At 63.2% G+C, this 12,069-nt stretch carries 7 protein-coding genes; 3 read left to right on the top strand and 4 right to left on the bottom strand.

The annotated features are described in order from the left end of the window. Window positions 1-600: neuraminidase (locus HMPREF2678_RS01135; RefSeq protein WP_070550554.1), on the top strand; the 600-nt coding region annotated here is incomplete at its 5' end. A gap of 1,563 nt (window positions 601-2,163) precedes the next feature. On the opposite strand, the gene pgi is transcribed toward HMPREF2678_RS01135, so the two are convergent. Further along, a complete protein-coding gene (gene pgi / locus HMPREF2678_RS01125) occupies window positions 2,164-3,885 on the bottom strand; it encodes a glucose-6-phosphate isomerase (RefSeq protein WP_070550552.1) in 1,722 nt (573 codons plus the stop codon). 102 nt (window positions 3,886-3,987) lie between these two features. Between pgi and HMPREF2678_RS01120 the strand changes: the two genes are divergently transcribed. Then, complete coding sequence (locus HMPREF2678_RS01120) at window positions 3,988-5,511, top strand: NAD-dependent succinate-semialdehyde dehydrogenase (RefSeq protein WP_070550551.1); 1,524 nt, start codon at window positions 3,988-3,990, stop codon at window positions 5,509-5,511. A gap of 11 nt (window positions 5,512-5,522) precedes the next feature. On the opposite strand, the gene hisN is transcribed toward HMPREF2678_RS01120, so the two are convergent. Both hisN and HMPREF2678_RS01110 read right to left on the bottom strand, forming a co-directional pair. Then, window positions 5,523-6,389, bottom strand: coding sequence for a histidinol-phosphatase (hisN, locus tag HMPREF2678_RS01115; RefSeq protein ID WP_034975326.1), 867 nt, complete (start codon window positions 6,387-6,389; stop codon window positions 5,523-5,525). Window positions 6,390-6,463: 74 nt separating this feature from the next. Next, window positions 6,464-7,333, bottom strand: a complete 870-nt coding sequence (locus HMPREF2678_RS01110; protein WP_035001590.1) for an inositol monophosphatase family protein — start codon at window positions 7,331-7,333, stop codon at window positions 6,464-6,466. 30 nt (window positions 7,334-7,363) lie between these two features. On the opposite strand from HMPREF2678_RS01110, the gene prfB reads away from it, so the two are divergent. Next, on the top strand, window positions 7,364-8,497 hold the full coding sequence (prfB, locus tag HMPREF2678_RS01105; protein WP_034969607.1) for a peptide chain release factor 2: 1,134 nt from the start codon (window positions 7,364-7,366) through the stop codon (window positions 8,495-8,497). Window positions 8,498-8,591: 94 nt separating this feature from the next. Here the strand turns inward: prfB and HMPREF2678_RS01100 are convergent, their stop codons facing one another. Next, on the bottom strand, window positions 8,592-12,068 hold the full coding sequence (locus HMPREF2678_RS01100) for a bifunctional proline dehydrogenase/L-glutamate gamma-semialdehyde dehydrogenase (RefSeq protein ID WP_070550550.1): 3,477 nt from the start codon (window positions 12,066-12,068) through the stop codon (window positions 8,592-8,594). Window position 12,069: the final 1 nt, after the last annotated feature.

The raw sequence follows: 12,069 nt of genomic DNA, 5'->3' as shown, positions 1-12,069 counted from the left end.
GCTGAAAAGCCGGCCGCGGACGCTGAGGCTGAGAAGCCCGCCGCGGACGCTGATGCTGAGAAGCCGGCCGCGGACGCCGAGGCTGAGAAGCCGGCTAAGGACGAGGCCGAGCAGTCTGGCGAGAAGTACGACCTGAAGCCGGAGATCCGCGTCGCTGCTGGCAAGTCCGCTGGCTTCGCAGGCCTGGTCTCCATCTCTGCCAAGAACGTTGGCTCCGAGATCTACTACCAGGACTTCCCGGCTACTACTTTCCGCATCGACGTGCACACTGAGAAGGGTCCGAAGGGCGTTGACCGCCTGATCACCCCGGGCTGGTTCAACGGTGCATACACCCGTGACCTGGGCTTCGACAAGGAAAAGTCTGTTCGCAGCTTCGAGGTCACCCTGTCCAACCCGGTCAACCCGGGTGATTCCCAGCTGCTGGCGAACCTGAACTTCGGCGATGGCAAGACCAAGCTGGGTCGCCTGGTGAACTACATCACCGTCACCCAGACCGGTCGCCTGGAGGAGGACAAGTCCACCTCTAACGACCAGAACGTTGACTCCCGTGAGGTCACCACTACCGACGTTATGCACAAGCCGACCAAGGGCCTGTTCTAGTCTGATCTCTGAACGGATCCCTGATCTGAACGGCTAACTCCGTTTAAACGAAACTAAGGCTCCCCGCATCAGCGGGGAGCCTTAGTGCGCTTATTCCGTGCCCTGAAAGGGTCTGGGTTTAGTGCCTACCTTTGCTAAGGAAGCATCCAGTTCGATTCACCCTTCAACAGGACGCGAATCGCGGTGATCAACAGGAAGCCTGGTGCGAGCAGCAAGCTGAACCATCCAGGTGCGATGTTAGAGAGTGACGACGTGGGGGACGGGGTGCGTTCCGTCGGGGCAGCCTGTGCCACCTGCGCAGTCTGCGGCGTGGTCGCTTCTCCCTATGCCGGCGCAGCTACGCCTGCGGAGATCGATGCCGCTGCGATGCCTACCGCCAAAGTCTTGCGAACCTTCATGGGGAAGCATTCCTTTCTGGAGGATTCGTGTAGTCAAAACAAGTCGAAAACAAGTCAAAAACCAGCCATGGGGAAGCAGGTTTCGTAAGTGAAATCGATCACCGGAGCCCCAGCGTTAGCCGTCTAGGTATTCCGCTGAATTATTTTGTGCGATGGGGCCACCCCGTAGGACGATTTTGGGTGCGGGTTTGAGGGTTAAATGTCGGAAATGTTGCATTTCTTTTTTATCGACGCCACCTGTTCCGCCTCTAAAACCTCCTGACCAGCCCTTATGTGTAGCTGGAAATGGTTTGCAAGAACGTTTTGCAAGTTTTCCGACATTTGCCTTACGGAAGTGCAACGTTTCCGACATTTTAGGGTCGGTCTAGGGCCGGACAGGCCGGCGGACAGGGCTAGGCCAGAGGCCGGGAGCTAGTCAGGGTGGGGAGACGCCGAAACCGGCGCCTGCCCACCCCATGTACTGCGGTGGGGCGGGCGTTGGCCTAACCGAGGCCGGGGTTCAGGCGAACCCAAATCGCGTACAGTAGAGCGGCTGGAAGAACAATGGGAGAGGCTAGAAAGACGGGCGCTATCCTCAGGGAGCCTGTAATGGGGGAGTAGTGTTCGGACTCAGCAGCTTGCTGGGATAGCGCGGGCTTTGGCGCCGCTGCCTGTGCCGGCGCAGCTACGCCTGCGGAGATCGATGCCGCTGCGATGCTTACCGCCAAAGTCTTGCGAACCTTCATGGGGAAGTATTCCTTTCTGGAGGATTCGAACGTTCACAAAGACGCTGCGTCCCGCGCGGCGCTAATGGGCCGGAAGATGCCGAAGTAAGCCGCGGGAAACAGGTTTCGTAAGGGATATCGATTAATCGGGCGCCAGCGTTAGCCCGCGGGGCATTTCTTCTGAGCGCTGGGGTATGACCTGGGGCGCAAAATGTCGGAATTGTTGCAATTCTTTTTTGTTGACGCCCACCTCTCCATCGCTGCAACTTCCTGACCAGCTCTTATATGTAGATAGAAATGGGTTCCAAGAACGTTCTGCAACATTTCCGACATCTAGGAGCAGGGGGAGGCGGGCGTCCGGATGGTGCACCCCCGCCTGCCGGACAGTAGGGGAGTCGGGCAGACCAGGGGGCGGGGAAACCGGGTCGGGAAACCGAGAGGCAAGCCGCCCCAGCTAACCGCTAGGCCCGGTGCTGGCGGTAGTAGGCGATGAGGTCGTCGGTAGAGGAGTCACCGGCGTCACTACGCTCAGCGCCAGTAACCGCAGGCAACAGCGCACTTGCCTGCTTCTTGCCGAGCTCCACACCCCACTGGTCAAAGCTGTTGATGCCCCAGATCACGCCTTGTACAAAGACAATGTGCTCGTACAGCGCGATCAGCGCACCCAGCGTATTCGGGGTCAGCTTGTTCGCCAGGATGGTGGTGGTCGGCCGGTTGCCGGGCATCACCTTGTGGGGGATCAGTTCGGGCGCCACGCCCTCTTCCTTCAGCTCCTCGGCGTTTTTGCCGAAGGCCAGCACGCGGGTCTGGGCGAAGAAGTTGGACATCAGCATGTCGTGCATGCTGGTGGTTCCGTCGGCGGCTACCGCATCGTCGTGCGGGTTCACAAAGCCGATGAAGTCGGCAGGCACCAAGTGCGTGCCCTGGTGCAGGAGCTGGAAGAAAGCGTGCTGGCCGTTGGTGCCGGGCTCGCCCCAGTAGATTTCGCCGGATGGGATCTCAACCGGGCTGCCGTCCAGCTGCACGGACTTGCCGTTGGATTCCATCGTCAGCTGCTGCAGGTAGGCGGGGAAGCGCGCCATGTCCTCGGAATATGGCAGCACCGCGTGCGACTGCGCACCCAGGAAGTCGGTGTACCACACGCCCAGCATGCCCATCAGCACCGGAATGTTCATTTCCAGCGGCTCGGTGCGGAAGTGGTCGTCGACCTCGTGGAAGCCCTCCAGGAAACGCATGAAGTCCTGCGGGCCGATAGCGGCCATCAGCGACAGGCCAATTGCTGAGTCCACGGAATAGCGGCCGCCTACCCAGTCCCAGAACTCGAACATGTTGTTCGTGTCGATGCCGAAGTCCTGCACCTTCTCTGCGGCAGTGGAGACGGCCACGAAGTGCTTGGCGGTGATGTCGCGGATGGCGTCATCCCCCTCGACCTCAACACCTGCATCGGCGAGGTTGCGCAGCAGCCAACGGCGCGCGGCGTGGGCGTTCGCCAGGGTCTCGGAGGTGGTGAACGTCTTGGAGGCAATGACGAACAAGGTCGATTCCGCATCCAGTCCGTCGAGCGTTCCGGCCACGTCCGCCGGGTCGATGTTGGAGATGAAGTGCGGGGTGATGCCGGCCGTCATGTAGGGGCGCAGCGCCTGGGCGGCCATCGCCGGGCCCAGGTCAGAGCCGCCGATGCCGATGTTGACGACGTGCTTGATAGTGTGCCCGGTCACGCCCTGCCAGGATCCGGAACGCAGTGCCTTGGCGAAGTCGCGCATGCGGCCCAGCACTGCGTGAACGTCGGCTGCCACGTCCTGCGTCTCGCCCGCGCCTGCACCGTCGCCCGCGCCCGCACCAACCGGAATACTAAACTCCCGCTCCACCGGAATGCGCAGCGCGGTGTGCAGCACGGCACGATCCTCGGTGGTGTTGATGTGCTCGCCGTCGAACATGGCGCTGCGGTAGTCCTCAAGGCCGCGGGCGCGCGCCAGATCCAGCAGCAGGCGCAGTCCACGTTCGTCGATGAGGTTCTTCGACAGATCCACGTGCAGTGGCCCGACGTTGTGGGTCATGTCGCTGGAGCGTCCCGGCTGCTCAGTGAAGAGCTCTCGCAGTTGGGTGCCGCGCGTCGCGTCGGCGTATTCGGTGAGCTTCTTCCATTCCCGCGTCTTATGTGCAGATTCGCGTTGTTCTGGCATGGGCACAGCCGGGCTCCTCTCGTTGCTACAAGTCTCTCTTCCCAACGTAGTGGAAAAGGTGGTGGCGCGTGGTGGTCAGCGCAGAAGCGTATATGTGGTTCCATGACTTCACTCAACATTCCTTCTGATTTCAGCATTACCCTGAACGCGGCCGGGCAGTCCTTCGATGTGCCCACGGGGTTGTTCTTGGGCGGTGCTTGGTGCGCTGGTTCTTCGGGCGAGGTCTTTTCTGTTATTGACGCCGCCACGGGGAAACCTTTCGCAGATGTCGCCGCGGCGACAGAAGATGATGCGCGGGAGGCCATGGATAGAGCCGTGGAGGTTCAGGCGGACTGGGCGGAATCCACCCCGCGCGATCGTTCCGAGATTCTGCGTCGACTCTTCGACCTGGTGCACGAGCATGCCGACCAGCTGGCGGCTCTGCAGTCTCTGGAGCTGGGGCGCGCGCTGCCTGATTCCAAGGGCGAGGTGACCTACGCTGCCGAGTATCTGCGCTGGTTTAGTGAGCGGGCGGCGGCGATCACCGGCGAGTATCGCGTGGCTCCGGCGGGCAATGGACGCATCGTGACCACGCACCGCCCGGTGGGGCCCGTGCTGGCCATCACCCCGTGGAACTTCCCGCTGGCGATGGTCACCCGCAAGCTGGCTCCGGCGCTGGCGGCGGGCTGCACCGTGATCGCTAAGCCGGCACAGCTGACCCCGCTGACGATGCTCTACTTCGCGGAGCTGGGGCGCATGGCTGGCATTCCGGATGGCGTATTCCAGGTTCTGCCGACGTCCTCGGCCCGCCGCGTCTCGGTGCTGTTGGATGATGACCGCCTGCGGAAGCTGACGTTCACCGGGTCCACGGAGGTGGGTCAGGCGCTGGCGGCCACTGCGGCACAGAAGACGATCCGCACGTCGCTGGAGCTCGGTGGCAACGCGCCCTTCGTTGTGCTGGAACACGCGGACGTAGGCAAGGCCGTGGAGCAAGCCATTGCTGCGAAGATGCGCGGCGCGGGTCAGGTCTGTGTGGCCGCTAACCGCTTCATCGTCCACGAGTCCCTGGCGGAAGAATTTGAGGCCGGTCTGGTGCAGAAGATGGCCGAGTTTGTCATGGGTCCCGGTACCGATCCGAAGTCGACGATGGGCCCGATGGTCAGCCTGGAGCAGCGCGACGGTGTTCGCGACATGGTAGCCAAGGCAGTAGAGGAGGGAGCGCACGTCGCCCTCGGCGGCAATGAGGCGCTGGAAAAGCTGGGGGAGACGCACCCCGAGCTGGACCCGAATGGTTTCTGGTATCCCGCCACGGTGCTAACGGGGGTGACGCCACAGTTTGAGATCGCTAATCAGGAGATCTTCGGGCCGGTCGCGGCCGTGCAGCGTGTCTCCAGCGATGAGGAGGCACTAAAAGTCGCCAATGACACTGTCTTCGGCCTGGCTGGCTACGTGATGGGCGAGGATATGAAGAAGACCCTGCGCTTCGCCGAGCGCATGGAGGCGGGCATGGTGGGCGTCAACCGGGGCGCACTATCGGATGCCGCGGCGCCCTTTGGCGGCGTGAAGCAGTCCGGCCTTGGGCGCGAGGGTGGATTCGAGGGGATCGAGGAGTACCTCGACACCGTCTACCTGGCGCTCGACGTTTAGGTTCCGGTTTCTTAGGCCAGCGCGCCGAGCGTGGCCTCGTGCAGCAGGCCGTTGGTGGCTACAGCGGAGCCGCCGTGCGGGCCATCCTCGCCGTCCAGAGAGGTGAACCGCCCGCCAGCCTCCGTGATAATTGGCACCAGCGCGGCCAGATCCCACAGGCTGACCTCCGGCTCGGCGGCGATGTCGACCGCACCTTCGGCAACCAGCATGTAGGACCAGAAGTCGCCGTATCCGCGCAGGCGCCATGCGGAATCCGTCAGGCTGATCAGCTGCTCGCGCTTGCCGCAGTCCGCCCAGCCGGACAGCGAGGAAATCGCGATGGAAGAGTCCGCGACATTCGCAACCTTCGAAACCCCCAGTTGGTGCGCGCCCGCCGACGGCACTCCGCCATCGACAGAGCCACCGTTTGCCGGTGCTGCATCTGCGCTGGTTCCGCTGCTTGCCGGGGTGTTAAACAGTCGCCAAGCTCCGGCCCCCTCGGCTGCCCACCAGCGCCGTCCTAGTGCAGGCGCGGACACAACGCCGACCACTGGCTTGCCGTCTACCAACAGGCTGATCAGTGTGGCCCACACGGGCACTCCGCGCACAAAGTTCTTCGTGCCGTCGATGGGGTCGATGACCCATTGGCGCCCGGCGAAGGTGACGTCGCCACCGAACTCCTCGCCCAGCAGAGCATCGTCCGGGTAGTGTGCGGCGATGATTTCCCGCAGTTCCTTCTCTACGGCGGTATCCGCGTCGCTGACCGGCGTGAGGTCCGGCTTCGATTCAACGCTCAGGTCGCTCGCTTCGAAGCGCGCCATGGTGATCGTGTCCGCCGCGTCCGCCAGCGTCAGCGCCAGGTTGAGGTCATCTGCATAGGTGGATACCGAGTCCGTCATGAGGCACATGATAGCCCAGTCGACTCGAGTTAAGCTACGGGGCTTCTGGGAGTGTTGTGATTGCTGTGACTCTTTTATGCCTCACGCAACGCCGCCGCTGCCTGCTCTACTGCGTCGGGCGCCCCGGCAATGAACCAGGTAGTGCCGTCTTTTTCTTCCTTCTTAGCGACGCCCCCAGCTCCCTCGACCAAAGCTCGCCCAGGCAACCAATCCCAGCTGGCCACGCTGTGCTGCATCCAGCAGCCGAGCTCGCCACCGGCCACGCAAGCCAAGTCGATGGACGCAGACCCCAGCATGCGCACCGTAGCAAACTGCGTAGCCACGGCAGTCCAGCTGTTCAGGCGGGTGGCGTCCGCGATGTCAGTGGGGTGTAGGTAGCCACCCAGGCAGGTCAGTTCCGCTGCGGTATTGGGTAGGTCGATACGGTTGGCGTCACGAGTAGTAGGAATATCCGAACCACCAAACCACGTGTAGCCCATCGCCGGACGGTGAACGGCGCCGAACAGCAGGGCATCCGGATCCTCGGGGGAACCCTCGACGAGAGCCAGTGCGGAGCACCAATAATCAGAGCCGGTGGTGAAGTTGTATGTGCCATCGACCGGGTCGATGACCCAGGTGCGGCCGGACTTCGACTCCACGGACGTGCCCTCCTCACCCAACAGACCATCGTCCGGGCGAATGGCGCGCAGCGCGTCGGCAATGAACTTCTCGGCCGCCCGATCGGCAGCCGTGACGACATCGCTAACGGAGGTCTTCTGCTCCGTATCCACACCCGTCTGGCGCATCCGCCATGCCAGTCGACCAGCGTTATACACCAGCGCCTGGGCCAGGTGGTGGTCGGAATCGTCGACATGCGCCACGATGAACGTCTTGATGATCGCGTTCAACATGTCCTCGGGAATCGGGGAAGAAGAATCATTACCGTTAGTAGCCATGCATTCCATTGTGCATGCCGCCGGGTAGACTTGCGCATTATGCAACCGGAAGTTTCTGCAGACCTAAGCGACCTGGACGGCACCCTGACCACCATCGAGAAGGTGCTGGACCTCAAAGAGCTGGGCGATCGAGCCCGCGAGCTGGAAGATCAGTCCGCAGACCCCTCCCTGTGGGACGACCCGGATCACGCACAGCAGGTGACTTCCGAACTGTCGCGTGTGCAGGGAAAACTCAAGAAGGTCACGGGCCTGCGCCAGCGCCTGGACGACCTGCCGGTGCTCTACGACATGGCAGAAGAAGAAGCAGGGGACGACCCGGACGCAGCCAAGGAGGCCGTGCAGCTGGCCGACGCGGAACGCGCGGAACTGCGCCAAGAGATCGAATCCCTAGAGGTCACTACCATGCTGTCGGGGGAGTATGACGAGCGCGAAGCCGTGGTGAACATCCGCAGCGCCGCCGGTGGCGTGGATGCCGCCGACTGGGCAGAGATGCTGCTGCGCATGTACACCCGCTGGGCAGAGAAGGCCGGGCACAAGGTGGAGGTCTACGACATCTCCTACGCCGAGGAAGCCGGCATTAAGTCCGCGACCATCGTGATCCACGGCGAATACATGTACGGCACCCTGTCCGTGGAGCAGGGAACCCACCGCCTGGTGCGCATTTCCCCCTTCGACAACCAGGGGCGCCGCCAGACCTCCTTCGCCGAGGTCGAGGTGCTGCCCGTGGTGGAGCAGACCGACCACATCGACATTGACGACAACGATGTGCGCGTGGACGTCTACCGGTCCTCCGGTCCCGGCGGGCAGTCGGTGAACACCACCGACTCGGCGGTGCGCCTGACCCACGTACCTACCGGCATTGTGGTGACGTGCCAGAACGAGAAATCGCAGATCCAGAACAAGGCATCTGCCATGCGAGTGCTGCAGGCGAAGTTGCTGGAGCGTAAGCGTCAAGAAGAACAGGCCGAGATGGACGCGCTGAAGGGCGACGGCTCGAATTCCTGGGGCAACCAGATGCGCAACTACGTGCTGCATCCGTACCAGATGGTGAAGGACCTGCGCACGAACGTCGAGGTCAACGACCCCAGCAAGGTGCTGGATGGTGACCTCGACGGCTTCCTAGAGGCCGGCATCCGCTGGCGCATGGCGCAGCAACAGGAGGCACAGGCCTAGCGCGCCGGGCTGTACGTGAGCGCGCGCCGGGCTGCGTGCCCGGCTGTGGCTGAGCCAGGGCTGGCGCGCCCGGTCAGGCTCAGCGCGCTGGGCCTTAAGGCGTGAGGCCGTGGATGTAGCCGAAGCGGTGCTCCGTGGTGGAGATCGCCTGCTCGAGCAGCATGGGCAGCAGCTCGCGGCGGCCATCGGGCAGCACGTCTTGATCCAGGATCACCGAACCGGACTTTGCCGCGGCCTCGTAGAACTCCTCTGGGCTATTGCCCAGGGCACGGACGCGAACCGACTGGGCGATGGCGATTTCCTCGGCGAAGTCGCGGTCGGAGGACGTACGCATCTGCTCACCCAGCTCACCCCACTCGCGGGCGACCTCCGGGTTGGCGGAAATATCCAGCTCCGTGCCGGTGGCCGCGGAGGCCAGCTTCAGGCGCAGCAGGTCACGCGGGTTCGCGCCCTCGGAGACGCGGACGCGCAGCGGCTCGAGCAAAGGCTTGTAGCGGAACACGTTGGATTCCACGACCAGGGCGGTCTTGTCATGTTCGACGCCGAACTCGGTGGACATCGCGTAGGCGTCCGATTCCGCTGCACGGCGGAGCCACACGTGGTCGTCCTTGGATAGGGCGGGGGAGCCCAGGCCGCGGATCTCACGCAGCAACTGGGTGATGTGGGTCGGGAGGGTACCCGCAGCCAGCTCGCTGAGGTCGCCCTCGGTCCACACGCCCTGCTGAGCGACGTAGTTCGGGCCACCGGCCTTCGCACCGCTGCCCAGGGCGGAGTTCTTCCAGCCACCGAAGGACTGGCGCTGCACGATCGCGCCCGTGATGCCGCGCTCGACATACGCATTGCCGACCTCCACGCGCTCGCGCCAATAGGCGGTTTCCTCCACATCGATGGTGTGGATGCCGCCGGTCAGGCCGAAGCCGGTGGAGTTCTGCCACTCGATGGCCTCGTCCAGAGTTTCGGCGTGCATGATGCCCGCCACCGGGCCGAAGCACTCGTGGGTGTGGAACCAGCTGCCCGGCTTCACGTTATCGCGCAGGCCCGGGGACCACAGGGTGCCCTCTTCGTTCAGCTTCCGTGGCTTCACCAGCCACTTCTCGCCCTTCTCCAGCTCGGTCAGGCCGCGCAGCAGCTTGTCGCCCGGGGCTTCGATCACACCGTTCATGACAGTGGAGATGTCCGAGCCGGGGCCGACCTTGATGGAACGCACGGCATCGACCAGCTGGTTGATGAAGCGCTTGGACTTGCCGATAGATCCGACGGTGATGATCAGCGAGGCAGCGGAGCACTTCTGGCCAGCGTGACCGTAGGCGGACTTGAAAATATCCGCGACCGCCAAATCCGGGTCGGCCGACGGCGTAACGATGATCGCATTCTTGCCGGAGGTCTCGGCATTAATAACCATCCGCGGCTTCCAGCCACGGAACAGCTTGGCAGTCTCGGAAGCACCGGTGAGGATCACAGACTCCACATCCGGGTGGCTGACCAGGCGCTTACCGGCCTCGGCCTCGTCGGCGTTGACCAGCTGCACCAGATCCTCCGTGATTCCGGCGTCACGCAGGATACCGATGAAGACCTCTGCAATGCGCAGCACCTGCGGGGCGGGCTTGATGATCACACAGGAACCGGCCGCCAGGGCGGCGAAGATACCGCCCAGCGGGATGGCAATGGGGAAGTTCCACGGCGGGGTAACCACCACGGACTTGTAAGGGGTGAACACCGAGCCGCGCACATGGTCCAGCTGGCGGGCGCTCTCCGCGTAGTAGCGGGCAAAGTCGATGGCCTCGGAGACCTCGGGGTCCGTCTCTGCGACGGTCTTGCCAGCCTCGAACACTGCCGCCGAGATCAGCTTCGAACGGTTGTTGGCCAGCGCGTCCGCCGCGCGGTCCAGCAGCTCCGCACGCTCTGCGCCGGTCTTCTGCGACCAGTTTTCGGAGGCCTCGCGGCAACGGGCCACGGCGGCGTCGATAACCGCAGGATCAGTAACCTCCGGGGTCTGGGCGGGGCCAGGATCGCTGGACGGATCGACGATCTTCAGTGCCCATTCGCGGTTGGCAGGCAGGGTGGGATCAGTATCCGGCTCGTTGACGAAGTTGCCTGGCAGGCCGTCGGACTGGCAGCCCAGCTGCTGAGCTTCTTCCTCCAGTCGGTTCTGGGTGCGGCGCGGACCGGCGAACGTATCCCAGCGGTCGCGCACGGAGTTGCGAAAACGCAGCTCCTGGCCCTGCATGGGGGTCATGCCGGTGATGTCGGTCTCGTCATCCTCCGGGGTGAACAGTGCGTAGAGGAAGTTCTGCTTCGCGCCGTTTTCCTCGAGGCGGCGCACCAGGTAGCTGATGGCCACGTCGAAGTCTTCCTTCTTCACCACAGGGGTGTACAAGATCATCTTGCCGGTGACATCACGCACGGCCTCGGACTGGGCGGGCGACATGCCCTGCAGCATTTCGACGTCCAGCTGGTGCTCCACATTGCGGGCGACAGAGAGCTCGTGGGCCAGCGCCAGGTGGTACAGGTTGTGCGAAGCCACACCGATGCGCAGGTTGTCCGCGTGCTCGGGGTGCAGAACCCAGTCCAGCAGGCGGACGTAGTTCGCATCCACCTCGGCCTTGGTCAGGTAGGGTGCCTGTGGCCAGTCGTGGATCTCGGAATCCACGCGCTCCATGGAAAGGTTGGCGCCCTTCACTAGGCGCACCTTGATCTTCGCTCCGCCCTTGGCGCGACGTTCCTTGGCGAACTCAGCGAGTTGCTGAAGTGCGTCGAAGGTATCGGGCAAGTAAGCCTGCAGAACGATGCCGGCCTCTAGCTCGCGGAATTCTTCCTCATCCATCAGCTCCGTGAAGATTTTGATGGTCAGGTGGAGGTCCTTGTATTCCTCCATATCCAGGTTGATGAACGGGTGTGGGTCGCGCTTCATTGCCTCGCGGTACAGCGGGCGCAGGCGATCTTTCAGGCGCTCGGCGGAGCCTTCCAGATCCCAGTGGTTGAGCTGGCTGACTACGGAGGAAGCCTTGACGGACACGTAGTCCACCCGCGGATTCTTCAGCAGTTCGATGGTGTTATCCAGGCGGCGTTGCGCCTCGGCCTCGCCCAGAACGGCTTCGCCCAGCAGGTTGAGGTTTAGCTGGAAGCCCTTGTCGCGGTAGTCCTCCAGCATCCGATCCAGCGCCTTGGACTCTGCGTCCAGAACCAGGTGGCCGACGGTGGCGCGCAGGTAGGAGCGCGCGATGGGCATAACGATGTTCGGCAGAATCGGAGCAGCGATGGATCCTGCGGTCACTAGGAAGGAATCAACCAGGTTCATGAACCCCGGCACCGGCGCGGTGCGCTTGAAGGGGTGGGCGATCTTGGCGAACTCCTTGGCGGAAACGTGGTTGTCCTCTGGGCGGGCCACGCGGTCGACGAAAGCGAATGTGAACTCCACGCCGTCCGGGTCGTGCACCATGTCCGCCAGCTGCTTGGTGGAGGGCGAGGTTTCCTCGATCTCCAGCCAACGTTCGGCGCGGTGGATGGCCTTGGTGACCACCGCTTCGACATCGGAGCTATCTGGTAGGGGAGTATTAGCCTGGCTTTGCAAC

The organism is Corynebacterium sp. HMSC058E07, from assembly GCF_001809885.1.
Lineage (GTDB): Bacteria > Actinomycetota > Actinomycetes > Mycobacteriales > Mycobacteriaceae > Corynebacterium > Corynebacterium macclintockiae.
This window is presented reverse-complemented; position numbering and strand designations above follow the sequence as displayed.